Annotated in this window: 32 protein-coding genes; 30 read left to right on the top strand and 2 right to left on the bottom strand. The window is 41.5% G+C overall.

The genetic code is table 11. The annotated features are described in order from the left end of the window. Positions 1–442: 442 nt before the first annotated feature. From AC58UU_RS25050 to AC58UU_RS24975, 16 genes are all read left to right on the top strand, one after another. Positions 443–1,096: a stalk domain-containing protein gene (locus AC58UU_RS25050; protein WP_497319717.1), complete on the top strand. Its 654-nt coding sequence runs from the start codon at positions 443–445 to the stop codon at positions 1,094–1,096. Between the two features lie 273 nt (positions 1,097–1,369). Beyond that, a complete protein-coding gene (locus AC58UU_RS25045; RefSeq protein ID WP_497319715.1) occupies positions 1,370–1,888 on the top strand; it encodes a hypothetical protein in 519 nt (172 codons plus the stop codon). Positions 1,889–2,043: 155 nt separating this feature from the next. After that, the gene (locus tag AC58UU_RS25040) at positions 2,044–2,457 is read left to right on the top strand and encodes a DUF3888 domain-containing protein (protein ID WP_497319714.1); all 414 of its coding nucleotides are present in this window, start codon (positions 2,044–2,046) and stop codon (positions 2,455–2,457) included. A 143-nt stretch (positions 2,458–2,600) separates the two neighbouring features. After that, complete coding sequence (locus AC58UU_RS25035) at positions 2,601–3,701, top strand: HNH endonuclease (protein WP_497319712.1); 1,101 nt, start codon at positions 2,601–2,603, stop codon at positions 3,699–3,701. 203 nt (positions 3,702–3,904) lie between these two features. Beyond that, positions 3,905–4,246: a DUF3139 domain-containing protein gene (locus AC58UU_RS25030; protein ID WP_497318939.1), complete on the top strand. Its 342-nt coding sequence runs from the start codon at positions 3,905–3,907 to the stop codon at positions 4,244–4,246. A 256-nt stretch (positions 4,247–4,502) separates the two neighbouring features. Next, positions 4,503–4,781: a phosphotransferase-like protein gene (locus AC58UU_RS25025; RefSeq protein ID WP_497319710.1), complete on the top strand. Its 279-nt coding sequence runs from the start codon at positions 4,503–4,505 to the stop codon at positions 4,779–4,781. Positions 4,782–5,090: 309 nt separating this feature from the next. Continuing rightward, entirely contained in the window at positions 5,091–5,294 is a 204-nt protein-coding gene (locus AC58UU_RS25020; RefSeq protein ID WP_497319708.1) for a hypothetical protein, read from the top strand. Positions 5,295–5,342: 48 nt separating this feature from the next. Next, the gene (locus AC58UU_RS25015) at positions 5,343–5,627 is read left to right on the top strand and encodes a helix-turn-helix domain-containing protein (protein WP_497319707.1); all 285 of its coding nucleotides are present in this window, start codon (positions 5,343–5,345) and stop codon (positions 5,625–5,627) included. Positions 5,628–5,685: 58 nt separating this feature from the next. Then, positions 5,686–5,925 (top strand): hypothetical protein, encoded by a 240-nt coding sequence (locus tag AC58UU_RS25010; protein WP_497319706.1) that lies wholly within the window; start codon positions 5,686–5,688, stop codon positions 5,923–5,925. 47 nt (positions 5,926–5,972) lie between these two features. Beyond that, positions 5,973–6,557: a hypothetical protein gene (locus AC58UU_RS25005; RefSeq protein WP_497319704.1), complete on the top strand. Its 585-nt coding sequence runs from the start codon at positions 5,973–5,975 to the stop codon at positions 6,555–6,557. Between the two features lie 84 nt (positions 6,558–6,641). Beyond that, positions 6,642–7,076 carry a NucA/NucB deoxyribonuclease domain-containing protein gene (locus AC58UU_RS25000; protein ID WP_497319702.1) on the top strand — a complete coding sequence of 145 codons (435 nt, stop codon included), beginning with the start codon at positions 6,642–6,644 and terminating at the stop codon, positions 7,074–7,076. A gap of 589 nt (positions 7,077–7,665) precedes the next feature. Continuing rightward, positions 7,666–7,824 carry a hypothetical protein gene (locus tag AC58UU_RS24995; protein WP_497319701.1) on the top strand — a complete coding sequence of 53 codons (159 nt, stop codon included), beginning with the start codon at positions 7,666–7,668 and terminating at the stop codon, positions 7,822–7,824. A 174-nt stretch (positions 7,825–7,998) separates the two neighbouring features. Beyond that, positions 7,999–8,523, top strand: coding sequence for an RDD family protein (locus AC58UU_RS24990; protein ID WP_497319699.1), 525 nt, complete (start codon positions 7,999–8,001; stop codon positions 8,521–8,523). A gap of 36 nt (positions 8,524–8,559) precedes the next feature. Continuing rightward, the gene (locus AC58UU_RS24985) at positions 8,560–8,838 is read left to right on the top strand and encodes a hypothetical protein (protein WP_497319698.1); all 279 of its coding nucleotides are present in this window, start codon (positions 8,560–8,562) and stop codon (positions 8,836–8,838) included. Positions 8,839–8,889: 51 nt separating this feature from the next. Further along, entirely contained in the window at positions 8,890–9,102 is a 213-nt protein-coding gene (locus AC58UU_RS24980) for a hypothetical protein (RefSeq protein WP_497319697.1), read from the top strand. Between the two features lie 95 nt (positions 9,103–9,197). Further along, positions 9,198–9,383 carry a hypothetical protein gene (locus tag AC58UU_RS24975; RefSeq protein WP_497319696.1) on the top strand — a complete coding sequence of 62 codons (186 nt, stop codon included), beginning with the start codon at positions 9,198–9,200 and terminating at the stop codon, positions 9,381–9,383. A gap of 87 nt (positions 9,384–9,470) precedes the next feature. Here the strand turns inward: AC58UU_RS24975 and AC58UU_RS24970 are convergent, their stop codons facing one another. Both AC58UU_RS24970 and AC58UU_RS24965 read right to left on the bottom strand, forming a co-directional pair. Continuing rightward, positions 9,471–9,680 carry an alpha/beta-type small acid-soluble spore protein gene (locus AC58UU_RS24970; RefSeq protein ID WP_497319695.1) on the bottom strand — a complete coding sequence of 70 codons (210 nt, stop codon included), beginning with the start codon at positions 9,678–9,680 and terminating at the stop codon, positions 9,471–9,473. Continuing rightward, the gene (locus AC58UU_RS24965) at positions 9,673–10,083 is read right to left on the bottom strand and encodes a hypothetical protein (protein ID WP_497319694.1); all 411 of its coding nucleotides are present in this window, start codon (positions 10,081–10,083) and stop codon (positions 9,673–9,675) included. Before AC58UU_RS24965 ends, AC58UU_RS24970 begins: the two co-directional genes overlap by 8 nt. Before the next feature lie 209 nt (positions 10,084–10,292). Here AC58UU_RS24965 and AC58UU_RS24960 point away from each other — a divergent pair, with 209 nt between their 5' ends. From AC58UU_RS24960 to erm, 14 genes are all read left to right on the top strand, one after another. Continuing rightward, entirely contained in the window at positions 10,293–10,448 is a 156-nt protein-coding gene (locus AC58UU_RS24960; RefSeq protein ID WP_497319692.1) for a hypothetical protein, read from the top strand. Positions 10,449–10,845: 397 nt separating this feature from the next. Further along, positions 10,846–11,031: a hypothetical protein gene (locus AC58UU_RS24955; RefSeq protein ID WP_497319690.1), complete on the top strand. Its 186-nt coding sequence runs from the start codon at positions 10,846–10,848 to the stop codon at positions 11,029–11,031. Positions 11,032–11,806: 775 nt separating this feature from the next. Further along, entirely contained in the window at positions 11,807–12,829 is a 1,023-nt protein-coding gene (locus tag AC58UU_RS24950) for a thiamine pyrophosphate-dependent dehydrogenase E1 component subunit alpha (RefSeq protein WP_497319689.1), read from the top strand. A gap of 3 nt (positions 12,830–12,832) precedes the next feature. Then, positions 12,833–13,816: an alpha-ketoacid dehydrogenase subunit beta gene (locus AC58UU_RS24945; protein WP_497319688.1), complete on the top strand. Its 984-nt coding sequence runs from the start codon at positions 12,833–12,835 to the stop codon at positions 13,814–13,816. Between the two features lie 18 nt (positions 13,817–13,834). Then, the gene (locus AC58UU_RS24940; RefSeq protein WP_497319687.1) at positions 13,835–15,100 is read left to right on the top strand and encodes a dihydrolipoamide acetyltransferase family protein; all 1,266 of its coding nucleotides are present in this window, start codon (positions 13,835–13,837) and stop codon (positions 15,098–15,100) included. 23 nt (positions 15,101–15,123) lie between these two features. Continuing rightward, complete coding sequence (locus AC58UU_RS24935; RefSeq protein ID WP_497319686.1) at positions 15,124–16,263, top strand: acyl-CoA dehydrogenase family protein; 1,140 nt, start codon at positions 15,124–15,126, stop codon at positions 16,261–16,263. Between the two features lie 14 nt (positions 16,264–16,277). Next, positions 16,278–17,624 (top strand): acetyl-CoA carboxylase biotin carboxylase subunit, encoded by a 1,347-nt coding sequence (locus tag AC58UU_RS24930; protein WP_497319684.1) that lies wholly within the window; start codon positions 16,278–16,280, stop codon positions 17,622–17,624. Positions 17,625–17,682: 58 nt separating this feature from the next. Next, positions 17,683–17,895 carry an acetyl-CoA carboxylase biotin carboxyl carrier protein subunit gene (locus AC58UU_RS24925; RefSeq protein ID WP_497319682.1) on the top strand — a complete coding sequence of 71 codons (213 nt, stop codon included), beginning with the start codon at positions 17,683–17,685 and terminating at the stop codon, positions 17,893–17,895. Positions 17,896–17,899: 4 nt separating this feature from the next. Next, a complete protein-coding gene (locus AC58UU_RS24920) occupies positions 17,900–18,832 on the top strand; it encodes a hydroxymethylglutaryl-CoA lyase (protein WP_497319681.1) in 933 nt (310 codons plus the stop codon). A 25-nt stretch (positions 18,833–18,857) separates the two neighbouring features. Next, on the top strand, positions 18,858–19,640 hold the full coding sequence (locus tag AC58UU_RS24915; RefSeq protein WP_497319680.1) for an enoyl-CoA hydratase: 783 nt from the start codon (positions 18,858–18,860) through the stop codon (positions 19,638–19,640). A gap of 31 nt (positions 19,641–19,671) precedes the next feature. Then, positions 19,672–21,210 carry an acyl-CoA carboxylase subunit beta gene (locus tag AC58UU_RS24910; RefSeq protein ID WP_497319678.1) on the top strand — a complete coding sequence of 513 codons (1,539 nt, stop codon included), beginning with the start codon at positions 19,672–19,674 and terminating at the stop codon, positions 21,208–21,210. 146 nt (positions 21,211–21,356) lie between these two features. Then, positions 21,357–22,253 (top strand): LysR family transcriptional regulator, encoded by an 897-nt coding sequence (locus tag AC58UU_RS24905; RefSeq protein WP_497319676.1) that lies wholly within the window; start codon positions 21,357–21,359, stop codon positions 22,251–22,253. Positions 22,254–22,642: 389 nt separating this feature from the next. Beyond that, positions 22,643–23,110: a GNAT family N-acetyltransferase gene (locus AC58UU_RS24900; protein WP_147947152.1), complete on the top strand. Its 468-nt coding sequence runs from the start codon at positions 22,643–22,645 to the stop codon at positions 23,108–23,110. A gap of 469 nt (positions 23,111–23,579) precedes the next feature. After that, entirely contained in the window at positions 23,580–24,470 is an 891-nt protein-coding gene (gene erm, locus AC58UU_RS24895; RefSeq protein ID WP_497319674.1) for a 23S ribosomal RNA methyltransferase Erm, read from the top strand. Positions 24,471–24,710 lie beyond the last annotated feature (240 nt).

Here is a 24,710-nt window from a genome sequence, read left to right as displayed (position 1 = left end):
ATGGGAATAGCTACGTCTGATGAGCGCTCTCCTGAACAACATCTGCAAACCAAGGTGTCAAAATCCTGCGAATGAGTGAGTATATGTGAGATAAACCCTTAAAACCGAGGGACGGGCAGTAGAGCGTGGTCATGATGAGATAGTCATAGGTAATCTAGACCCCTAAAATTAATCTGTGAGTGACTAGGAGAATAAAAGTGTAATGGTAAAATAAGACTAATTCCCACCTATCAGGTTGAGTAACGGAATAACTAATTTGATGTAATTTGCTTCATGGTGACAACGAACAATAGACTAATGCGATGGATAAAAATTTTTTTGCAACAATTTCAACCAATCATACGTTTGAGGTGCTGTAAGCGAAAACTAAACTCAACGTTGGGATAGAAACTGGCGTAAGCATTAGAGAAATGATGGGGAAACAAAATGAGGAGGAATTTACTTGAAGAAGAAATTATTAATTGCGCTTGGACTTACTGGTGTTATCGCAGCATCTATTGCTGTTGGCGCTTATGCGGCAACGGATATTAAATTATTTATTAACGGGAAAATAATCAATGCGGATTTGCAGATCGTAGATGGATCCAGCTATGTTCCTTTGAGGGTTGTTTCTGAGTCACTTGGAGCTAATGTAAAGTGGGATGGGGACAAACGGGAGATTAGTATTACGGGACAAACGGGTCAAGTAGGCCAAGTAGGCCAAACCGTCTATGAGAATACCCAATATGGCTTCCGTTTCACGCTGCCGGACAGTTGGAAAGGGTACACGATCGTAACGGACAAATGGGAGGGTCTTTCTGTAGGGGATGCGCAAGGCGATAAGGTCAGCGGCGCGAAACTCAGCATCCGCCATCCCGAATGGACCGCTGAACAGCCTAGACAGGATATCCCTATTCTCGTCTTTACTGTCGACCAATGGAACGAGCTTCAGCAAGATAAATTCCACATTGGCGCAGCGCCTATCGGCCCAAGCGAACTGACGCGCAATGACAAATACGTGTTCGCACTTCCGGCGCGCTATAACTTTGCCTACCCTGATGGCTACCAAGAAGTGGAAGACATCTTGAAGAGCAATCCGATTCAACCGATGAAGTAATCAAATACTACAAAAAAAGATTACCCTTTGCCGTATACGGCCTAGAGAACTAACTCCACAATTAATTAGTGAGGACAAACCATTGTGGGTAAGCAATATGTAGACAAAATGTTGTTGAGCTAACGGGAAACGATAGTTGAACAAACGTAAAAAGGCTGCCGCGTGCAGCCTATTTGTGCTAACGGACAGATATGTTTGAATATTGAATAGTAGTTGCTTCAACGGGGGATGTTGTTATTGTATAACACACCCATTTATGGCTGGAGGAGCAATATGAGGAAAACTGGATTATGTCTTACGGTGTTGGTTTGTCTAACATTGTTAAATCCATTTCTACCACAGTTAAGAGCGAAAATGTCCGTATTCTCTCCACAAGATATGATTGGTATTTCGGATTATATTGTAGTTGGAGAAATTAAAAAAGACGTTACTACAAAAAAACTAAATGCTGAGTATACAACCATACACAAGGAAGTAAGGATTTCAGTCGAGTCCGTTCTAAAAGGCAGTATGGCACAAAAGGAAATTGTATTAAAGCGAGATTTTCGAACAGATATCATGCGTACAGATGGTGTTGACTTTAATTTTCCTAAAAAAGGCACAAGAGTTATGCTGTTGTTAAGGGATTATGAAAGAAGTGGAATATCACTTACGTATGCTAATAGTATTTGTGTAATTAATAAAGGCAAGGTTCAACTATATGATGGTATGGGATTTGGTAGCAAAGATGTAACCTTTGAACCAAATGATTATGAAAAAGCTTACCAAACCTTTTATGACAAACGGAAATGAGAGATTAGCGGCTGAACTAACGGGAAACGATAGTTCAATATTGGAGGGCGCCACTGGCGTCTTTTTTTTCGTTTCGGAAGAATCATCGATCAGGCAAAAACTTAATAGTATTCTGTTCATTGGGGATAATAATCAAAAAAGGTAGGTGATGTCTAATGAAAAAATGGATAATCTTCCTTCTTCTCTTTTTTGCATTTTCATCATCAATACAAGCTGATACAGAATCGCCAAATGCTGAGGGGCTACAAAAAGAGATCCTTCATGATTCACTTATTCATGAACTGTTACCTAGTATATCTCAAGTCCTTGATAAACAATTTGGCGTGGGTCATGGTTTGGGGATTCAATGCCAAAAAATTTTAGAAATTAAGAGATTAGAGCAAGGTCAATTTTACTTTGAGGTAACATTGGAAGCGATGACTTTCAAAGGTGCACATAACCCACCTAACGATATTGTCACAGTAAAAACATCCAATTATCCCAGGGGAAATTGGGTTATTAAAGAATACTCAATCAACGAAGAGAAACCAGCAAATTACGTATGTGGAAACCCAGACTATAGGAGGTAACCGGCGCGTCGAGGATTACTATGGAATTGAAGGGCGCTCAATGGCGCCTTCTTTTTCGTTTCTTGAAGAATTTCCTTTTTAAACGGGCAGGATTGCGTACTCCCTACGCGAATACAACTAGTAAAAGGGGAGACGGTCTTAAAATGAATAGAAAATGGACGTTAGAAATGGTGAGAATCGAATTTGAGAAGAGAAACTGTCGGCTGCTAGGCACTACATATGAAAGCAGCAAGAAGAAGCTGTCGTATATCGCTAGGTGTGGACACGAACATGAAATATCCATGGATAATTTTTCAAAAGGGAAAGGTGACGTTTGCAGAAAATGCAGATATTATTATTCAATTGGCGATTCCAGAAGATTAGTTTATGACGATGTAAAGTTGCTTTTTGAAGCTAATGGCTGCCAGTTGCTTTCTGAAACCTACAACAGCTCTAGAACTAAACTTACATACATAGCTCAATGCGGTCATGAGAATCAAATTTCATTCAGCAAATTCAGGAGTGGAGCTGGGCGGGTATGCAATAAATGCTCACTATCGATCAGATACGAGTTTGATTATGTGAAAGAATACTTTGAGAACAATGATTGCTATTTGATTGAGACAGAATATGTTAACGTCAAAACGCCAATGAGATATATAGCGACATGCGAACACGAACACATCATTTCTTTTGATACATTCAAAAATGCTCCTGGAGCAAGCAAAAAGTGTGATAAGTGTCAAAAGATAAAAAAACACACATTGGAGGACATCGCATTATTGATGAAAAATAATGGATGCACCCTTGTTAGCGATGAATATATAAACAAACAGCCACTGCGTTATGTAGCTCAATGCGGTCATGAAAGAAAAATAATATGGAGCAAGTTTCTAAACGGTCTCGGAAGGCTGTGCAAAAAGTGCGCTCCTCCCCAAGGAGAAAGACACCATAATTACAATGAGTCGCTGACCGACGAGGAAAGAATCAAGAATAGAGATTTATGGGAGGTTATTAAATGGCGAAATGCTGTATATGAAAGAGACCGATATACCTGCCAGAAATGTAAGGATGCAAAAGGCGGCAATCTAAATGCCCATCATATCAATGGTTACAACCTAGATAAAGAAAACAGGTTTAACATTGATAATGGCATAACTTTATGCAAAGACTGCCACAACGATTTCCATAAAACATATGGATACGGAAACAATACACAAAATCAATTTGATGAGTGGTTTCATGTGGCAGTTTCTAGCCTTTAAGCTAACGGATAACGATAGTTAATAACAGAAGGGCTGCCGTGTCGTGGCAGCCCTTCGCTCAGCTAACGGGCAGCATTATTCAATAAATATAGGAAAGCAATGGGTACTATTAAAATATAGAACTATCTTAGCGAAATTATATGTATTAGATTAAAGTAATAACCAATAAATTAACAGCAGTAAAACAGTAGAGGTGTTAATCAGTGGTCAGAAAAGGAATCAAAATCTTGTTCATTGTTCTTTTTTTATTTTTACTGTACTCATCTGGTTACCTAACTTTCGAAAAATATCGTACTGGGGATATTATAAGTAGGCAAAACATGATTTCAGATACCATTTGGAAATTACAACAAGATGGTTATAAAAAAGAAGATATTTTATCTATTGGAATAAGTTACTCATGGATGAAATCCCAAACTTATGAGACAGCTGTTATGTTTAAAGACGAACCTGACGTTACGTATTACTACTTTTGGAATAAAAAGAGTTCATCAATTGAACAAGGTGGCTATTCTGGAAAGGCGACTAAACATAAAACCTTTTGAATAAATCTAGTTTGGTAGTAATCCAGCTTTTTTGACTTTTATCATTGTGCTAACGGATACTATAGTTCAATCACGACATGACGGCAGCCGGCATACGATCGGCTGCCTTTGTCTGTTGAAGTAACGGGCAGAATAGTTCAACAACAAAGAGAAGGCAGTAGATGCTTAACGTCGTTCAGATATACGAATTTTTCTCGAGATTATATCAGCATCTTATGTAATAATACCAATATATGGGTGAGAGGGGTGTATTAACATGCTACCAGGGACTATCATTTTTTTAAATGGTACTTCAAGTTCAGGAAAAACCAGTATTTCGTTAGAATTACAACGGATTATTGATGAGCCATACTTACACATGTCATTGGATAAGTTTTTAAATATGCTTCCAGCAGATTATCTTACAAATGGAAGTAAAGCTGATAATGTTAAAGACGCTATGATAAAAGTAATATCAGGAATGCATAATACAAAAATATTATGCAACAAAACCATGCTAAAAATAATTCCTCAAGATAAAGCGAATCAACTGTAACTTTGGTTCTTTTTTATGTGGAATTATCCTTATTTCTAGCCATCTTGTATTCCCTGTCAACGCCCCTTACAACGCTCCACAATGCCCTACAATCCATTCTAAGCCATAACTTCATACTTGTAACAATGAATTGCTAAAGCCTCTTATAGTCCTAACTCATGCTTCTATTAGTAAAAATTCGCTAAACCTTCTCAGGTAATATTTGTATTGCCTTCCATCGTTCGACACATGTAAAATAGTCTTTATGAACTAAATTGTTAATTTATTGGACTTTAAATGTCTGAATTCATGAGAAAAGGGGACCTGAAAATGAACACAGGCAGAAAACCAACTGATAAATGGGTCACAATAATCATGAAAACTGATGAAAAAGGTTTAACATTGGGGATTCGAGCGCAGATTTATGTTTCAAAGGATTTTCAGAATAATGATTTGGAATGGTTTAGAGATGAATTGAACAATTGGCTACCAGCGAAAAAGTACTTTGATAATGAAATAATTGATTACGAATAATTACATTTAAACACGGATTTTATGAAAGAAGAACGGAAGTGAACCGATGTGATTTCATCAAGGCTACAAGAGTTGAGACAGTGTAACAATTTATCACAAGGTGAAATTGCTGCAATAATAGGTGTTGCTCGAACTACATACTCTGGATATGAAAGTGCAGGTCGAGAACCTGATTTTGAAACTCTAGTAAAAATTGCAGATTACTATGATGTGTCATTGGATTACTTATTCCGCCGAGATCATAAGAATTCTGAGTTTTCATTCTTGATAGAACAATTGCCAGAACATAAAAAAGAAGCTGTGAAATCTTTGCTTCAATTGTTGTTAGATTAAATTCAGATAAAGACTGGCATCATTAGATGTTAATAATAAAAAAAGGATAGTGAAGTTAATGAATACACCATCACCCAAAGAATACCCTTTTAGAGCCGCTAGATCATTCATTGTAGTAGACAGTGACAATTATAGTAATCAATTAGCTGTTTTTAATCATAAAGAACATGGTGAAGTTTTTGCTTGGGTTTCTGATAATACAGGGACAAGATTTCCCGAATATATGCAAAGCGTAGCTGAACTTCATGCAGCAAGAAATAATGGCAAAGTTATCGAAGTATTTGATGAGCGCCTTTAATAAAATACTAGATTTATTAACACTTACAAAAAAGGAGAAACTAATTTATGAAAAATATTGAGCAAATTATGGAACAAAAGAAATTGCTAGACCAATTAGGTAAAACCGTTATCCAAAAAACTACAGAGTGTTTTAGTTTAGTTAAAGAGGTTGCAATAGATTTGATGAAAGATTTAGAAGGATTTGAGTTAACAATAGATAACCGTTCTACAATCAGTTTTAAAATAATTGACACAAATTTCTTTATTAAAGTATTTGACGCTGTATCTTTAACTGCAATTCCAGAGGGTACGTTTTTTGATAATACTAAAATCCTAACTGAATCCAGCATTAAAAAATGTTACACTGGAAGAATTATGTTCTACTTTAAACGTGAAGACATTCCACATATAGTGTTGGGAGAACTATTTATTAATGAAGATGGAAATTTTGCTTATATTTCAAAAATTGGCTGGAAAGCCGAGTCATTTACTTTTAGAGACAAGGACATCTTCTCATTTGAAGTTAAAAAGATGATTGTTAAAGGGATAAATGATGCTTTCTTTCACATGAATACAGAGTGGACTGTTCAAAATCAATTTGAACATGAAGTTCAAATGTTTAGTCAAGGTACGAAGATGGGATTTATTTGAGATAAAGTTCACTTTTTTATGAAACTAAAGAAAATTAGACAACTACGGTAGATGCAAAAATATTCTAAAAAGGTAGTAGGTTCAATGAAAAAGAAATTATTATATTTAGTAATATTTATTTTACTGGTTGCTGGTTTGTCTTATTATTATAAATACGAAGTCTTTACTATTCCACATAAAAGCCAAAATACATCAACTCAATACACCATCATCATTCCATCTGATCGCTTCCCAGAAACCGCGGCACATGTCAAAGCAGCTATAGAACGAGGCGAAACTCCAGTATGTACGATTGACCGAAACGGTGCAGAAGAGAATCGCAAGGAATCCTTAAAGGGTATCCCTACAAAGCCCAATAAGGACAGAGATGAGTTTCCAATGGCAATGTGTGCGGAAGGTGGAACTGGTGCAGATATCGAATACGTAACTCCTTCAGATAATCGTGGAGCTGGATCTTGGGTGGGAAATCAATTGGAGAATTATCCTGATGGAACTAAAGTTATGATCATGGTAAAGTGATTCCATTTAAAGCGTTATTTATAGGTGAAACGAGGGGATAGATATGTATTCAAATTATATCAAAGATGAGTATCCGAATGTTACATTGATTAGCGCGGTGTTTAATTTCTATGATTCCGAGACAGGTAAATTAACTAAAACTATTGAGCGGAAATTGGATGGCAGTAATAAAAGTTCTTTTGAGGTTGATTGCATTTGTAGGGAATGTGTAAGTGGAGGATATGATTTGAATTCTACTGTTCGACTTGCAATACAAAATTCTGAACATGAGATTACAGGTTCACTTCTTTGCAATGGTTGGCAAGATAAGTCGAGAATAAACCAGCATAGATGTCGTACCAAGTTGGAATATTGTTATTTTTTTGAATACAAAGATTAAAATAATGGCTGTTTTAAAAGGAGATTCCAATTTGATGTTAAAGACAACTAAAGTACTTTGTCCAATTTGTTCAAAAGTGTTTAGTTACGGTCATTTGCGATATGGTTTCAAGCACATATGCAAAAGAGACTTTATTAATACTGAAGAGGATTATTTAAGTAAGATTAAGAAAGCGCAATAAAATGGCTATTTCAAAAGGAGGAAGAAGTAATGCTGGATGTTTTAGTTAAATCCTTCTTAAAGGGGTTAGGCTGGGGAATAGCTGCTTTATTGTGCTTTATTATGTTTGCTTCTGTGCTCAACTTAATGCTGACCAGTGAGCATTTTGATGCAATATCTCAAATAATACTCAATTTTTCATTACATTAATAATACAGGAGAGATGACAATATGGCAGGTGGAATAGGCCAAGGAACACCATTACATATGCCGTCAACTGTTGATTTAGTCTTTGTGTTGATAGTCGCGGCTGCATTTGTTGTCTTTTTATGGTGGATCTATTTAAGAAGAACATAATTATATGAATCGCTAGAGGTGATTTTATTGTCCGATGAGAATCCAAGACTCAAAAAATGGTTGGAGCAAACAGAACAGAGCAAATATCAGTCAGATCGTAATATTAAACCTACGCAGCATGTGAACAAATCTGTAATTTATCATGTATTACAGAATGAAGTTGCTTTAACCTATGTTGGATTCTGGAGAAGATTCTTTGCTAGAGCAGTTGATTGGATTGTTATAGCCATACTTTCAATCATACTGTATTATTTTCTTACTGCTCTAAACGTAAAGCCAATAGGATTATTTCAATTAATAGCTTGGTTTTTATATTATACTATACTCCCATCCACACGCCTCAAAGGAACAATTGGAAAATTGGCGATTGGAGCAATAGTCGTCGATAAGAATGGAAAGCAACTAAGTTACTCAAATTCTATTGGTCGTTTTTTAGCAAACATTCTGTCGGGTGCAATATTGTTTATCGGTTATATCATGGTTGCTAGTAATCCTAAAAAAAGAGGACTTCATGACATGATGGCCGATACCTATGTTGTAAATAAAACGTAAATGAAAGGCATGATTTATTTTAAAGGAGGGCTTTCCTTGAAAATATTTTTAAAGATTATTTTGACGTTTATTGATTTTTTCTTTACTCCTGAAAAGATTTTGACTATGTTGATGAGTGCAGGAATGGGAGTACTGATATTTTACATAATTCACGGGAACCTAGACGTTGAAGTGGGCAATAAATATATTTGGATTATTTCTGGATTTCCTGCATGGCTACTTATTAGATTTATGTACTGGGAAATGAGATTGTTATTATTTCCTAAAATTGAAACTAGATGGAGTCATTTTAAACAAAATGGATTTTACTTGTAGTCAATCAGCGCTTCAATTGAAATGCAAGATTTATTATAAAGGAGAGAGAAGATGAAAAGTAAACCAGATACAAAATATGTTCGAATGGAAGTTGATTTCTGGTATAACTCAGAAACGGATGAAATTCATATCACTGCTCCTGAATCAGAAGATGTAAAAGGATTTCATACAACAGTAAATAAGAAAGATGGATCAGTTAGAAATCATAAAAACATGTATGACAAATTGGCCGATATCCTTAGAAAATTTGATAAGCATCCATAAAATAAATTATAGAATTCAATGCAGCTAAACCTCCTATTGTATAATGGAGGTTTTTTATTTAGAATTTAACTTATACTCCATTGGAGGTGTCATACATGATTGAGAAATACACATTAATAAATGAGCCTGATAAGACTATGTTCATTTTCGAGAAGAATGGAAAATTTTACGGTCATATCGTTAAGAACAAAACGGATAAATCTGTAGCTAAATTAGTTTTTGAAACTGCTAAATATGCGTCTGTTGAACTAATCAAAAGCGAATACCCAGCTCAGGAATGATGATATAAATTAAAAAGACTACATGCACCCCAAGGAGGAAAAGGTGTTTGTAGTCTTTTTTTGCTTGCTTGCTCCTACATCAAAGGATTAGCGTTGGAAGCCTTGAAGTTGTTGTTCAGCTATTTGTACCAATCTTTTTGTGATGTTGCCACCAATGAAGCCTGCATCGCGTGTAGTGAGGTTTCCGTTGTAACCAGTAGGTTGAAATGCAATCCCTAACTCTTGAGCAACTTCCATCTTCATTTGATTTAATGCGGCCTTTGCTTGTGGAACTACTAATGTGTTGTTGTTAGCCATTTATGCCAACTCCTTCTCGTGGTGTAATGTTATTGTGTGGAGTGTAAGGAATTCTTATGCATTTCAATTTTACTGAGGTTAAACCTTTTGCTCTTTTCATTATTTGAAGGAATGCGTCAAGGTCTTCCTTTGCTAAAACTTCTGGATCTTCATCATGTTGTTTCTGTCTTAATTCATCGTTTTCTTTTTTGAGTTTTATGTTCTCTTGAAGCAGCTCATCATACTTTTGTATTTGTTCATTAGCTAATCTAATTATTTGCTGTAACGTATCATTATTAGAAATTGGTACAATTGGTTTGACTGCGGCTACATCAGGAGCACTTGAGATAGTGACAAGTAGCTCTCTCTTTGGTTCTTGTTGAATTGGATTATGCTTAGGTCGATTTAGTTTTGCTTCCTTCATTTCATTCTCGTATTTTTTTCTAATCTCTTTATTCCACCTAAAACCACATGCTGCTGTCGAACGATTAAGTTTAGACGCTGTTTCGGCAAATGGAGACTAACAAGTAAAATAGCACAACTTGATGAGGATACCATGTCTAAAATCGATATTGCGCTTTTAATCAGTGTCGGTCTGTATGAGAAATTCATCTACAGGAGGGATGTAATGACATGTACGCGGTAATCGGAAAAGGTATGTTTACCAAAGAAGCATTCATTCAATTTCTAATCACTGTCGGCCTGAAGGAACATGATTCAATAATCAACCAACTGAATGGTAAAGGTCGCCTTGAACATGGTAAGTGGAGATTCATGTTGGTTAGATAGGGAGGTAGAACATGCATGTTAGTAAAGCGTTAAAAAAAACTCTAATAACACCTAAAAATCACTTGAGGAAAAGGGGATGGAAATAAAGAGGGAAATTGTTGTTGACGATATTTTAATTTCGATGTTATGCTAGGAATGAGACCTGAAAAGTGGCATACGTAAAAATAGACTCAACGATTTTCGTTAGTCAGTTAGGCCTTGCTTATTTAATTATGTGAAAAGGAGGTTGCGTTTCCTGATCCTTGAAAACTGAGTCTTTGCTTACATCCTCATTACAGTGAGGAGTTAAAAATCTTATTATAATTATCTTTCATTAGAATACCATGGTTTCGTAATACTGACAAGTGAAAAGTCTTATAAAAGTAAAAAAACATTAGAAAAATTGGAGGCAAAATAAATGTCCGAACAAAAAAATGATGTTGTAAATAAGTACAGTCAGGAAATTAGAGAGATTGGTTTCAAGCTTCAGCAACTTGAAGAAAATAGAATTTATGAACAATCAGGAGCACGAATGGATGGCTCTCTTGTTGGGCAAGGACGATCAGGGGCAGGAAATCATGCTTCATTCAAACCCAAGCGGTAAAGGCGTGAATATCAAGGTTCTGGATCCATTGTGGAAGGGCCGTATAGTCAAGGTGCAGCGATTAATTCAACCCTAGCACTGATGGGTTTTTGATGAATTATTCTAAAGAAATAAAAGTCAACCACCTTTAAAACATATTTTTAGACTCTCAGCTCGTAGCTGTGGGTCTCTTTTTGCATAGTGTCGTCAAAACTACCCGGATCTCGCGATCCGCTTATTCAACTCCCTCGGTATGATTTAAATTCCTCACGCAAGCTCGTCTATTCGCAGGATTTCATCCTTTAGATTTCGATGATGAATGAAAGATAGCGAGATATATTAGGATGTGTCGTTAAAAAGGTATGCGGGAACAGAGGTGGAGTTAATTCACCCAATTCATTCCAAATGCTGCACGTATTCTCCACTGTGCCCTAACGAAGAATGATAGTCAATCACGACATGACGGCAGCCGGCACACGATCGGCTGCCGTTGTTGTCCACATAATCCAATTAGAAAAAGCTTGAGAAATCAGGCTTTTATTATTTTTATGTGGGGAGATATATGTCAATAAAAAATGCACAAATGTCCCTAATTTTAAGTTTTGTGACACAAATCTAACTACTTTGTAGAAAATTCGATTCGTCGTAGTTTTTTGGAAAGCTTATTGCAAATAAACTGGCTATATATTTTTTGCATAGTTTCTATGCACAATATATATTTCTCGATTGGAATGATGTTATGTAAAATAAAGGAAACGGCAATATGCAAACGGCACAATTGTTGGAGGGATACGTTATGAATAAAACCGGAAATGGTCAAGTCAAGAACCGGCACCAAGCACTAGGTTTATCGGATCAGCAGGTTCTTGAAATGTATCAGAATATGGTTTTGGCGCGAAAAGTAGATGAACGGATGTGGATTCTAAATCGTGCTGGAAAGATCCCTTTTCTAGTTTCTTGCCAAGGTCATGAAGCAGCACAGGTAGGAGCGGCTTCTGCGTTGGATCAAACGAAAGATTTTCTTTGTCCGTATTATCGGGACATGGGAATGGTCATAGTTTTCGGGATGACGGTAGTGGAATTGATGCTTTCCGCTTTTGCCAAGGCGGGAGATCCAAACAGTGGCGGACGCCAAATGCCAGGGCATTATGGGAGTAAAAGATTGAATATTCTTTCGGGGTCCAGTGTTGTAACGAGTCAAGTGCCGCACGCTGTTGGAATCGCTTTATCTGGAAGAATGCAGGGGGAAAATCTTGTCGTGTTAACGGCCTTTGGGGAAGGGGCCAGCAATCAAGGGGAGTTTCACGAAGCGGCGAACTTTGCGGGGGTGCACAAGCTTCCTGTCATTTTCTTCTGCGAGAATAACAAGTATGCCATCTCTGTCCCCTTTTCGAAGCAGGCGGCTTGCGAAAGTATCGCGGATCGAGCAAAAGGTTATGGTTTTCCTGGCATCAGAGTGGATGGCAATGATCTCTTAGAAGTATATAAGGTCACGAAAGAGGCGGCCGATCGGGCAAAAAGAGGAGAAGGGCCTACGCTTATCGAGGTGGTCGTCTATCGTTTAGTTCCTCATTCAAGCGACGACGATGATCGAACCTACCGTTCCCGTGAAGAAGTAGAAGAAGCCAGGAAGAACGATCCGCTAGCATCCTTCAGCAATTATCTTAAAGATTTGGGGATATTAGATGAACCTAAAGAGAAGGAAATCCATGACCGGATGCTGATGGAAATCAATGAGGCCACGGAATATGCAGAGATTGCTCCGGATTCGGCTCCGGAAGATGCCCTTAAACACGTTTATGCAGAACAGGGGGAGTGAGAAATGGCCGTGATTTCTTATCTTGATGCAGTGACCCAAGCTCTTCGAGAGGAAATGCAGCGAGATAAAAGAGTATTTGTATTAGGAGAGGACGTCGGGGTACGTGGGGGTGTATTTCGGGTTACAAAGGGATTCTATGAGGAGTTTGGAGAACAACGGGTTATCGATACGCCACTATCAGAAGCGGCCATTGTAGGTGTATCGGTTGGGGCAGCCGCATATGGATTGAGGCCTGTAGCAGAAATTCAGTTTGCGGAGTATATCATGCCTGCCGTAAACCAAATTGTAAATGAAGCAGCCAAAATGAGATACCGCTCGAACGGAGATTGGAACTGTCCCTTGGTCATACGTGCTCCTTATGGAGGAGGAGTTCACGGTGCCCTCTATCATTCGCAAAGCGTCGAAGCCATGTTTTGCAACATTCCCGGTTTAAAAGTGGTCACACCTTCCACTCCTTATGATGCCAAAGGACTGCTAAAAGCAGCCATCCGCGATGAAGATCCTGTTCTTTTCTTTGAACATAAGCGATGTTATCGATCGATCAAAGGAGAAGTGCCAGACTCGGATTACATTGTTTCCATCGGGAAGTCGGATATTAAGCGGCAAGGAGAAGACTTCACGGTTATTTCTTACGGACTCACCTTGCATTTTGCGTTGGAAGCGGCAGAAAAACTTTCCCGAGAAGGATACAGCGCTCACATTCTGGATTTGCGTACCCTCTATCCTCTGGATAAGAAATCTATTATAGAGGCTGCTCGTAAAACCGGGAAAGTGTTAATTATTCATGAAGACAACAAAGAGGGAGGCGTTGGGGCTGAAGTAGCAGCTGTGCTCGCAGAGGAATGCCTTTTTGAATTGGATGCTCCGATCAAACGCCTTTGCGGTCCGGACGTCCCCGCTATGCCGTATAGTTCGCCAATGGAGAAATTCTTCATGCTCAATCCGGATAAAGTATATCAGGCCATGAAAGAATTGGCCCAATTTTGATCCGATCGGGAGGAGAATATGGCTGAGAAAATCGTAATGCCTCAGTTAGGGGAAAGTGTAACGGAAGGAACCATCTCCAAGTGGCTCGTAAACATCGGGGATAAAGTCAAAAAATACGATCCCGTATGCGAAGTGATTACAGATAAAGTTAATGCGGAGGTTCCTTCTATTTTTAGTGGCACGATATCCGAAATTGTCGTTCAAGAAGGCGAAACGGTAGCGGTAGGAACTTTGATTTGCTGTATTGCGGTGGAAGATCACGCGATCTCGCCGGTTGAATCAAAGACGTCAGCTGCCGCTCAATATCAGGGAGCCGATGATGTGACAACGCAAGCAGCCATGAACCAACACTATTCGCCTGCCGTGCTTAAACTGGCGCAAGAAAACAACCTGGATCTTTCCCGTGTGGAAGGATCAGGCTTTACCGGACGTATCACCAGAAAGGACATCTTGGAGACTTTGCAAGGAAAGAGGCAGGGCGTAGCAGCCTCCATTCCTCCGTCTAAGCCGTCCCAACTGATAGAATCGGCCCGCGAAATTCCGAAGCCGTCCGTTTCGGTTGATGGCGTCAATTCCACGTTAAATCAAGCAGACGAGACGATCCCGGTTACCGCCATCCGTAAAACTATTGCCAAACGGATGCTAAAAAGCAAGCAGGAGATCCCCCACGCCTGGATTATGGTTGAATGCGATGTCACCAATCTGGTACGTTATCGAGACCAGATAAAAGAGGAATTTAAGAAAAAAGAAGGAATCCATCTAAATTATTTGCCATTCTTTATCAAGTCGGTTGTAGAAGCCTTGAAGGAATTCCCCACCTTAAATTCACAATGGGCGGAAGATCACATTATCGTCAAAAAAGCGGTTCATATCTCGATTGCCGTTGCCACCGATCGAGCGTTATTCGTTCCCGTCATTAAGGACGCTGACCAAAAAAGCATTTACGGTCTTGCAAAAGCAGTAGATGAATTGGTCAAGAAGACGAGGGAGGGCAGTTTAACGCTAGAGGATTTAACCGGCGGAACGTTTACCGTTAATAACACAGGCTCTTTCGGCTCCATTCTTTCAGCCCCAATCATCAATCCTCCGCAAGTGGCGATTTTAAGTGTTGAAGCCGTCGTAAAACGTCCGATTATCATAGATAACATGATTGCCGTCCGCGATATGATGAACATCTGTCTTTCCTTGGATCACCGGGTATTGGACGGTCTTGTGTGCGGCCGCTTCTTGAAGAGAGTCAAGCAAAAGATTGAAGGTTACGGCATGGAAACCGGACTCTATTAACGATTCAAAGGGGCGATGAAATCATGCATTTTGATTTAAATGAAGAACAAACGTTGATAAAGAAAATGATGCGTGATTTTGCGGAAGGAGAGGTTGCTCCGGGCGCAGATGAACGGGATCGTACAAAGGAATTTCCGGAAGCTGTTTTCGATAAGTTAGCGAAGCTGGGAGTCATGGGTCTGCCTTTTCCCGAACAATATGGCGGCGGGGGAGCAGATACAATAAGCTTTGCTATCGCTGTAGAAGAATTAAGTCGGGTATGCGCATCTACAGGTATCACCTATTCTGCCCATATTTCATTAGGCGGGGCACCAATCCAATTATTCGGAACGCACGAGCAAAAGGAAAAATACTTACCCCCCCTTTGTAAAGGAGAATACTTGGGGGCGTTCGGGCTGACGGAACCGAATGCAGGTTCCGATGCAGGCGGAACCCAAACGACAGCGAAGCTGCATAAGGATCAGTGGATCATTTCCGGTTCCAAATGCTTTATTACCAATGCAAGCTTTGCCAAAAACCTGGCTCTCACGGCCGTAACGGATCGCTCCAAAGGGACGGATGGAATCAGTGCGTTTATAGTATCTACAGATGCACCGGGAGTTACGGTCATTAGCAATTATGAAAAGATGGGTCTACACGCTTCGAATACAGCGGAGTTAATTTTGGAAAATGCAGCCGTTATCAAAGAAAATCTCCTGGGGAAAGAAGGAAACGGATACAAGCAATTTTTAGCTACGCTTGACGGAGGGAGAATCGGGATCGGGGCTATGGCGGTCGGGATCGCTAAAGGAGCTTATGAAAAATCGCTCCAATATGCCAAAGTAAGAAAACAATTTGGCAAAAGCTTATCCGCCTTTCAAGCCATCCAATTTAAACTGGCCGACATGGCCATGAATATTGAAGTAGCAAGCAACATGGTTTATAAAGCGGCATGGCTTAAGGATCAAGGAAGAGGATTTAAGAAGGAAGCGGCAATGGCCAAATTATTTGCTTCGGAAATGTGTATGAAGGTTTGCGATCAAGCCGTTCAGATCCATGGCGGATATGGTTATATGAAGGAATACCAGGTGGAGCGCTTCTTCCGGGACGCCAAGCTTTTAGAGATCGGGGAAGGAACTTCGGAAATACAACGAATGGTGATTGCACGCCAGATCGGCTGTTAAAGGGGAGTAGTTATATGTTCAAGAAGATTCTAATCGCTAATCGGGGAGAAATTGCGGCTCGAGTGATCCGTACATGCCAATCGCTAGGCATTGCCACCGTCTGTATATATTCGGAAGCGGATAAGAAAGCCCCTCATGTCAAGATGGCGGATGAGGCCTACGGGGTGGGAGGTCCTAAAGTAGCAGAGAGCTACTTGAATATCGTAAAAATTTTGGAAATCGCCCGTCTTTCCAAATCGGAGGCCATTCACCCAGGATATGGCCTTCTATCGGAAAATGCCGAATTTGCCCGCCGCTGCGAGGAAGCCGGTATCGTATTCATCGGTCCATCAGCGGATGTCATCTCCCGCATGGGCAGTAAAATTGAATCCCGGAATATAATAGAAAAGGCAGGTGTGCCTGTAGTCCCTGGCATTTCCTATCCGTTAGCGGATTCGGAAGAAGCAGCACGCGCAGCTAGTTGTATCGGTTACCCGGTCATGCTCAAGGCTTCGGCCGGCGGTGGCGGGATCGGTATGCAGATCGTTCGCAGCGAATCGGAAATTCAAAAAGCATTTGAAGGGAACCGGAAACGCGCCTCTGATTTTTTCGGAGATGGGGCCATGTATGTTGAGAAAGTTGTGGAAAATCCCCGGCACATCGAAATTCAGATTTTAGCCGATTCATATGGGAATACAGTCTACTTATGGGAACGGGAATGTTCCATTCAACGCCGCCATCAAAAAGTAGTGGAGGAAGCCCCTTCTACCTATTTGGATGAACTCACACGCGGCAAAATGGGAGAAGCGGCGGTAAAGGCGGCTAAATCCATCGGATACCGGAATGCAGGAACCATTGAGTTTTTAGTTGACGAGAACAAAAACTTCTTTTTCCTTGAAATGAATACTCGTCTACAGGTCGAGCATACGATTACAGAAGAGATTACCGGCTTGGACTTGGTTGCAGAACAACTGCGAATTGCGGCCGGACATTCCTTGAATCTTGGTCAATCCGATGTGAAACGCGACGGTCATGCGATTGAAGTGCGGATTTATGCAGAAGATCCGAAGACGTTCTTCCCATCTCCGGGAACGATTACGAAGTTTGCCATTCCCGAAGGACAGGGAATCCGCCATGAGTTGGCTGTTCATGAAGGCTCCTTGGTCACTCCCTTCTATGATCCGATGATTGCCAAGCTCGTGGTCAAAGGGAAAGATCGCGACGAGGCGATTGACCGACTTCAAGAGGCGTTAGCCCATTATCAAGTTCAGGGAATCAAAACAAACATCCCGATGCTGCAAGAAGTAATCGCGCATCCCGCATTCCGTTCAGGCGATACGACAACGGATTTCGTTGCAAAGTATTTACTAGAGAAGACATGACATGATGGCGCCTCGGCGAGTTTCCGGAAGGCTATTCGTAAAACAGGAGGTTATTCAGGTGAACAAAATCGTGGCGTTTATGGCGGGGAGTATATATAAAATTCTTGTCAAGCCAGGGGATCAAGTCGAAGCGGGACAAGATGTGGCCATATTGGAATCGATGAAAATGGAGATCCCAGTTGCGGTTAGTTCCGGAGGGACGGTAAAAGAAGTAATCGTAAGCGAAGGCGACTTTGTTGATGAAGGAGATCTATTGATCGTGCTGGATTAAACATATGCTAGGGGTGGGGGAGATCAACTGGCCGGCGAGTGTGACGATCAAAGAGGTTGGTCCGAGGGATGGATTACAGAATGAGAAGGTCTTTGTTTCGACAGAGGATAAAATAGCTTGGATTAACCAATTGTCCGGCACCGGAATCAAATCCATCGAAATCACTTCATTTGTGAATCCAAAGTGGATCCCGGCGCTGGCAGATGCCGTTGAAGTTGCGAAAGGAATTGAACGAATGCCTAGCGTCATTTATTCAGCTCTCGTTCCGAATCGTCAATGGCTGGAGCGAGCGTTGGAAGTCGATGTGGATGAAGCGGCCATCTTTATGTCAGCCAGCGAAACCCATAATCAAAGGAACATAAACAAGTCGATTAGCGTTACCTTTCCCATGCTAAGAGAAGTGGCGCAAGAAGCTCTTTCAGCAGGAAAGTCAGTCCGCGGTTATGTGTCAACCGTCTTCGGTTGTCCCTATGAAGGTCCTGTTTCCATCGACGAGGTGATCCGGGTATCGGAAACTTTGTTCGATATGGGGATTGGCGAGTTATCTCTCGGGGACACGATTGGCATTGCAAATCCTAAGCAGGTGCAAGGTGTATTGGATATTCTTTTAAAGCGTTTTGATGCCAAAAAACTGGCCCTGCATTTTCATAATACGCGCGGGACGGCTCTTGCTAATATTCTGGTGTCCATGGACATGGGGATCACGACGTTTGATGCTTCCGTCGGCGGTTTAGGCGGATGCCCGTATGCGCCTGGAGCCTCAGGCAATGTGGCTTCGGATGATTTACTTTACATGCTTGATGCGATGGGGATTAAAACTGGGGTAAATCAGGAAAAGCTGCTCTCCGCTGCCCGTTTTATTCAGGAAAAGATAGGAAGAGCTTTACCAAGCCATAATCTTCAGGTCGACAGCTCGAACGGAAAGACAGTCTCGTGATTCGGTTCAAGGAAGGGTAGTGATCATGGAAAAAGCTGTATTGGTCTCCAACATTGGCAATGGAATTGTGCTCATGACTTTAAACCGGCCGGAAGCCGCTAATGCGCTATCGATAAAAATGCTGGAAGAATTGCGGGATGCAGCTGCGACATGTAAATTTGACCGATCTGTTCGCTGTGTCGTGGTCACAGGGGCTGGAAAGAAAGCTTTTTGCGCAGGTGCCGATTTAAAAGAGCGCGCAGAAATGGACATGAACCGGGTGCGCAGGACGGTTTCATTGATTCGCGAGATCATCAATGATTTAGAAGCCTTGCCCCAGCCGGTCATTGCCGCCGTGAACGGTACCGCTTTTGGTGGGGGAACGGAATTGGCGTTGGCATGTGACATTCGGATCGCCTCCGAAACGGCAACATTCGCCCTTACGGAGACTTCGCTTGGGATTATTCCAGGCGCAGGAGGAACGCAGCGGTTGCCGAGGCTGATCGGGAAGGGGCGCGCCAAAGAGCTCATTTTCACGGCAAGAAGAATCGATGCCAAAGAGGCTAGGGACATGGGGGTGGTAGAGTATGTGACACCGCCTGAATCACTTCTCGATAAAGCACTAGAAATAGCCGGCCAAATTGTTCGAAATGCTCCTATCGCCGTGGCGCAGGCCAAGTTCGCAATCGATAAGGGATTTGATGCGGATCTGAGCACCGGGCTTGCAATTGAGCAAAATGCCTATGAAGTAACGATTCCGACAAAGGATCGCTCGGAAGGACTACAGGCCTTCAAAGAAAAGCGTCCCCCCATATTTAATGGTGAGTAACAATCATTTTTGAGATAAGGAGGAATAGGGGATGTCACTGGAAATAAATCCGGAGCAGCTGCAGGAACGTATTTCACGGATCTTCAAAGGGGGAGCACAGTCTTATCATCAAAAGAACGCGGAGCAAGGAAAACGATTTGTTCGCGAACGTTTGAAGCTATTGTTTGATCTGGGTTTCGAGCTGGAGGATGCGTTATTTGCCAACTGCCTGGCAGAAGATCTTCCGTCGGATGGCGTGGTTACGGCAATTGGAAAGATTGATGGGAGAATCGTTTGTGTGATGGCCAATGATTCCACCGTAAAAGCCGGTTCTTGGGGATCACGTACGGTAGAGAAGATCATTCGAATACAAGAGACGGCCGACAAAATGAGAGTGCCACTGATTTACCTGGTGGATTCAGCAGGTGCTCGCATTACGGACCAGGTCGAGATGTTCCCCGGACGGCGCGGGGCTGGCCGTATTTTTTACAATCAGGTCAAATTGTCGGGGAAAATTCCTCAAATCTGCTTGCTCTTTGGTCCGTCGGCTGCAGGCGGAGCATACATTCCGGCATTTTGCGATATCGTGATTATGGTGGATGGAAATGCATCCATGTATCTTGGTTCTCCGCGGATGGCGGAGATGGTTATCGGAGAAAAGGTTACGTTAGAAGAAATGGGTGGCGCGCGCATGCATTGCTCGGTATCCGGATGCGGTGATGTGCTGGCCAAAAACGAAGAAGAAGCCATTTCGATGGCACGACGATACCTCTCCTATTTTCCTGCCAATTTTTCCGAAAAACCGCCGGTCGTGGAAGCAGCGGCACCACAATACTTTGAGAAGTCATTAGAAGAGCTCATCCCGTCCAATCAGAATGCCCCGTTTAGTATGTATGACCTGATTGACCGGATTATTGACGAGGGGTCATTCTTTGAGATGAAGAAGCTGTTTGCCGGCGAACTGATTACGGGATTGGCCCGAATGAACGGAAAACCGGTTGGGATCATTGCTAATCAGCCGCAGGTTAAAGGAGGCGTACTGTTCCACGATTCGGCGGATAAGGCAACGAGATTTATTAACCTTTGCGACGCATTTCATATCCCGCTTCTGTTTCTCGTCGACGTCCCTGGTTTTATGATCGGCACCAAAGTGGAACGGGCAGGAATTATCCGCCATGGTGCGAAAATGATCTCTGCCATGTCTGAGGCGAGCGTACCAAAAATCTCGGTTATTGTTCGTAAAGCATACGGAGCAGGACTCTATGCGATGGCTGGTCCTGCGTTTGAACCAGATTGCTGTCTCGCATTGCCTACAGCTCAAATTGCGGTGATGGGACCGGAAGCTGCGGTTAACGCCGTCTATGCCAATAAAATTGCTCAACTGACTGAAAACGAACGGGCCTCTTTTATCCAACAAAAGCGGGAGGAATATAAGCAGGATATTGATATTTACCGTTTAGCCTCAGAAATGATTATTGATGGGATTATTCCGGCCGATTCGTTACGCGACGAGTTAGTGAATCGATTCGAGGCTTATTCTTCAAAGGTTGTCGTCTTCTCTGAGCGGAAGCACCCGGTATATCCGGTTTAATTCGCCGGCATTTTCGAACAGCACTAAGCGTTTAGCGGCGCGCCGGTGCTGTTTTTTGCGCGTACGACATATCATAATCTTAAGACGAAGGTTGAATGGTTTGGATACCACTTTGCCTATAGGGGGAGGAGGCAGATCCGGATCAGATGGATATTAGACAGCTTCATTATTTTGCAGAGGTGGCCAAACATAAAAATTTTACAAAAGCTTCGCAGGCCCTTTTTGTTTCTCAGCCATCCATCAGCAAGATGATCAAAAGTCTGGAAGACGAATTGGGAGTTACTTTGCTTGACCGTTCCGAGAGGGAGGTTGAACTCACGGATACAGGAAAGCTGGTTAACGAGAAGGCTTTAATAATTTTGCAACTGCTGGAGGAGTTAACTTCTTCTGTTAATGAGCTGGTTCAATTGCAAAGAGGAAAAGTGAAGATGGGAATATTGCCTACAATCAGCGCATTGCTTTTCCCAAAAATAATTGCCGGATTCAAGAAGAGTTATCCCAGGATTGAAATTCAAATGGTAGAATATAGCTCGAAACAGGTAGAAATGCAGATGGATCAAAGAAATATCGATTTTGGGGTCACTGTGTTACCGGTGAACACTAGACTGTATGGAACGGTTCCATTGTTATCTGAAGAGCTGGTTGTCATTGTAAGCAATCATCACTGGCTTGCCGGGAGAAATTCCGTCACTTTAGTCGAATTAAAGAATGAGCCGTTTATTCTGTTCACCAAGGAATTCGCCCTGCATGACGTTGTTTGGCAAGCATGCTTGCAGGCCGGATTCGAACCCGAGGCAGTTCATATGACCTCCCTGTGGGATTTCTGCTGCGAGATGGTGGCGTCTCAATTAGGAATTTCATTGATTCCCAGATCGATGGCGAACCGTTTGCATCATCTTGCCGTTCATACCGTTTCGATTTCCTTTCCGCAGATTGCTTGGGAGTTGGGGCTTATTTATCCCCGGGATAAATACCTTTCTTATGCATCCCGGGAGTTTATTGCCTATATCCAAGCCAATCCGCCGCAAATCAACCGGGATTAGAACAGCGACTGTGAGTGGGGAAGGGATCACTTCTATGGAACCGATCCATCGCTTGCTTAAGTTTCCATTCATGTTGCTCAGCTAACATATATGATAGAGTTTATTGATAAATTCTGTCCAAAACTTTTTGATTACGTTAACGCTGAACGATAGCTCAATAAAATACCAAAACAGGCTACCGCAGATTTATTCTCGGTAGCCTGTTCCGTTAACGGGCAGCTATCCAATGTTAATATCTTAGCATTACAAATGACTACATAGATACGCCCTTATTAAACCGCTATAATATGCGAAGGACATAATGACCTTAAAATAAATAATTTCAATGATTTTTAAGGGGGCTCAACCTCTATGCTGTCTAAAAAAGAATAAAGGAGCTGTTACGTTAAATGAAACAGATTACTCTTCGCCAATCCCAAAATTCCGATGTTGAGACAATTGCTAATTTACGGGCAATTGTACTACGAAATGATTTAACTAGGTTAGGAAGGTTTGATGAAGAGAAGGTTCGTCAACGCTTCCGTAATTCATTTGACTCAGATCACACTTGGATTATTGAGTCAGATTCTTCTTTTGTTGGCTGCGTAGCTCTTAAACCAACGTTAGATGGTTATTTATTGGAACATTTCTATATTTATCCCAATTACCAAGGTAAAGGGGTCGGTAGTCATGTATTAAAAAAATTGCTTGAACAAAATGATGTAAAAGGAAAACGTGTAACATTAAATGTTTTACAAGGAAGCTCTGCTAAACGTCTTTATGAACGGTTTGGTTTTAAAGTTGAAAGTGAGGATCTCATAGACGTTTACATGTCTGTGAATGTAGAGGGAAATATCAGAACCGTCGAAGGAATGTAATAATGCTCTCCCTAAAGTGGTATACTCGATTAACTTGGATCTCAAGTAAATGTATCGGTTGATAAACTAACGGAGAACGATAGTTCAAATATAAAACAATGGCAGTCGGAAAACATTCCGGCTGCCGTTTTAATTGAAGTAACGGGCAGGTTACAGTAATGAATGCTTTTTTTTTAAGAGGGAGATTAATTTAAAAACTATATAGAAATGGTGGAACTGAATTGAAGTTACTTCTTAGTCTGGTAATTATTCATGAAGTGCTACCAAGCAGCAGTAATTTGAAATGGTTGGCGTATTTGTTATAATGGCAATAGTATTTAGGAGGTGCTTTATTTGATCACCCATTACATGCGTTTACGGTAAAAAGAGGTGCGGTACAGGTTGACTCATCCGTTTTTTTGAAAGAGGGATCGGGTCTATTTGTGGTGTGCCTTTTTCATTTACCTAAACAAATGAATGAGGTGTTTTTGTGTTGCGTAAAAAGAATAAAAAGCCCGTCGTTCCCGGGAACAGGTCCCGCACGAATCCAAATAAAAGCGGAGGCAGCCCTAACTTCTCCGGTCAGCATTTCCTGCATAACAAACGCGCGGTGCGTGATTTGATCGAAACGGCAAAAATTACGAAAAAAGACGTCATCATTGAAATAGGGGCCGGCCTCGGCGCGATCACGCTGCCTTTGGCGGAGAAGGCGAGGATCGTCATCGCTTTTGAGAACGATGCCGCGTATGTTCAAAAATTGATCGGCAAGGTGGAAGGCGAATCTAATATTAAAATCGTTCATGGCGATTTTATGCGGGGATACCTTCCAAGAGAGCCCTTTTGCGTCGTGTCGAATATCCCTTTTTCGATTACGACTCCAATTCTGAGAAAGCTATTGGATGATCCTTCTACCCCGCTGCAGCGGGCCACCATCATTTTAGAGAAGGGAGCGGCCAAACGGTTTACCTCTTCAGTCGTGACGAATCCTCAGCTATTAAGCTGGAGGATGAGGTATGACATGGAACTGGTGCAGACACTCCCCCCGGGTTATTTTTCGCCGCCTCCGAAGGTGGAATGCTGCATATTATCGATATGGAGAAAGGCATGCCCTGAAGTTCCATGCCGCTATGGCGCTTTGTTTACGGGTCTTGCTGAATGGGGGCTAAGAAATCCGAAGTTACCTTTCGGCGGAGCGTTCAGTACCGTCTTTACCCCCCCGCAATTGAAACATTTGGCGTCGAGCCTTGGGATCGATCGGGATAAGCCGGTTTACGCATTAAACGAACGCGAATGGGGCGTTATTTTCCAAACAATGCTGGACCATGTCCCTTCCTATCGGTGGCCGAAAACTTCGCATAGCCAAAAACGGAAGCGAGACTAAGCTTCGTTGCTCAAAAAAACGCTCAACGCTGGAGGCCACTTAAGAACTTGTAGACCGATAGTTTTATTAAAAAAAGGAGCAGTTTTTCCAGCTGTGGCAGCTGCTCCGTTTCCATTCAACTAACGAGAAACTATAGTTGAATAATAAAAGGTCAGTTTGCTTCAGCAGACTGACCTTTTATTATTACGTTTATTCTTCTTAGTGATAACTATATTCTATGACTATGAGTATGGTATTGGA

It is taken from the genome of Paenibacillus sp. JT22N1 (genome assembly GCF_059692155.1).
The sequence above is the reverse complement of the archived record's forward strand: the minus strand, read 5'-3'. Positions and strand labels throughout refer to the sequence as shown.

Excerpts from the sequence above, each read along its gene's own strand:
- AC58UU_RS24920 (WP_497319681.1), top strand. The coding sequence starts at position 17,900 with ATGCTAGGGGTGGGGGAGATCAACTGGCCGGCGAGTGTGACGATCAAA.
- AC58UU_RS25000 (WP_497319702.1), top strand. The coding sequence starts at position 6,642 with ATGAAAAAGAAATTATTATATTTAGTAATATTTATTTTACTGGTTGCT.
- AC58UU_RS24935 (WP_497319686.1), top strand. The coding sequence starts at position 15,124 with ATGCATTTTGATTTAAATGAAGAACAAACGTTGATAAAGAAAATGATG.
- AC58UU_RS24965 (WP_497319694.1), bottom strand. The coding sequence starts at position 10,083 with ATGAAGGAAGCAAAACTAAATCGACCTAAGCATAATCCAATTCAACAA.
- AC58UU_RS25045 (WP_497319715.1), top strand. The coding sequence starts at position 1,370 with ATGAGGAAAACTGGATTATGTCTTACGGTGTTGGTTTGTCTAACATTG.
- AC58UU_RS24980 (WP_497319697.1), top strand. The coding sequence starts at position 8,890 with ATGAAAAGTAAACCAGATACAAAATATGTTCGAATGGAAGTTGATTTC.
- AC58UU_RS25040 (WP_497319714.1), top strand. The coding sequence starts at position 2,044 with ATGAAAAAATGGATAATCTTCCTTCTTCTCTTTTTTGCATTTTCATCA.
- AC58UU_RS25020 (WP_497319708.1), top strand. The coding sequence starts at position 5,091 with ATGAACACAGGCAGAAAACCAACTGATAAATGGGTCACAATAATCATG.
- AC58UU_RS24910 (WP_497319678.1), top strand. The coding sequence starts at position 19,672 with ATGTCACTGGAAATAAATCCGGAGCAGCTGCAGGAACGTATTTCACGG.
- AC58UU_RS24930 (WP_497319684.1), top strand. The coding sequence starts at position 16,278 with ATGTTCAAGAAGATTCTAATCGCTAATCGGGGAGAAATTGCGGCTCGA.
- AC58UU_RS25025 (WP_497319710.1), top strand. The coding sequence starts at position 4,503 with ATGCTACCAGGGACTATCATTTTTTTAAATGGTACTTCAAGTTCAGGA.
- AC58UU_RS24960 (WP_497319692.1), top strand. The coding sequence starts at position 10,293 with ATGTACGCGGTAATCGGAAAAGGTATGTTTACCAAAGAAGCATTCATT.
- AC58UU_RS24950 (WP_497319689.1), top strand. The coding sequence starts at position 11,807 with ATGAATAAAACCGGAAATGGTCAAGTCAAGAACCGGCACCAAGCACTA.
- AC58UU_RS24970 (WP_497319695.1), bottom strand. The coding sequence starts at position 9,680 with ATGGCTAACAACAACACATTAGTAGTTCCACAAGCAAAGGCCGCATTA.
- AC58UU_RS24940 (WP_497319687.1), top strand. The coding sequence starts at position 13,835 with ATGGCTGAGAAAATCGTAATGCCTCAGTTAGGGGAAAGTGTAACGGAA.
- AC58UU_RS24945 (WP_497319688.1), top strand. The coding sequence starts at position 12,833 with ATGGCCGTGATTTCTTATCTTGATGCAGTGACCCAAGCTCTTCGAGAG.
- AC58UU_RS24905 (WP_497319676.1), top strand. The coding sequence starts at position 21,357 with ATGGATATTAGACAGCTTCATTATTTTGCAGAGGTGGCCAAACATAAA.
- AC58UU_RS24975 (WP_497319696.1), top strand. The coding sequence starts at position 9,198 with ATGATTGAGAAATACACATTAATAAATGAGCCTGATAAGACTATGTTC.
- AC58UU_RS24955 (WP_497319690.1), top strand. The coding sequence starts at position 10,846 with ATGTCCGAACAAAAAAATGATGTTGTAAATAAGTACAGTCAGGAAATT.
- AC58UU_RS25010 (WP_497319706.1), top strand. The coding sequence starts at position 5,686 with ATGAATACACCATCACCCAAAGAATACCCTTTTAGAGCCGCTAGATCA.
- AC58UU_RS24995 (WP_497319701.1), top strand. The coding sequence starts at position 7,666 with ATGCTGGATGTTTTAGTTAAATCCTTCTTAAAGGGGTTAGGCTGGGGA.
- AC58UU_RS25035 (WP_497319712.1), top strand. The coding sequence starts at position 2,601 with ATGAATAGAAAATGGACGTTAGAAATGGTGAGAATCGAATTTGAGAAG.
- AC58UU_RS24900 (WP_147947152.1), top strand. The coding sequence starts at position 22,643 with ATGAAACAGATTACTCTTCGCCAATCCCAAAATTCCGATGTTGAGACA.
- AC58UU_RS25005 (WP_497319704.1), top strand. The coding sequence starts at position 5,973 with ATGAAAAATATTGAGCAAATTATGGAACAAAAGAAATTGCTAGACCAA.
- AC58UU_RS24915 (WP_497319680.1), top strand. The coding sequence starts at position 18,858 with ATGGAAAAAGCTGTATTGGTCTCCAACATTGGCAATGGAATTGTGCTC.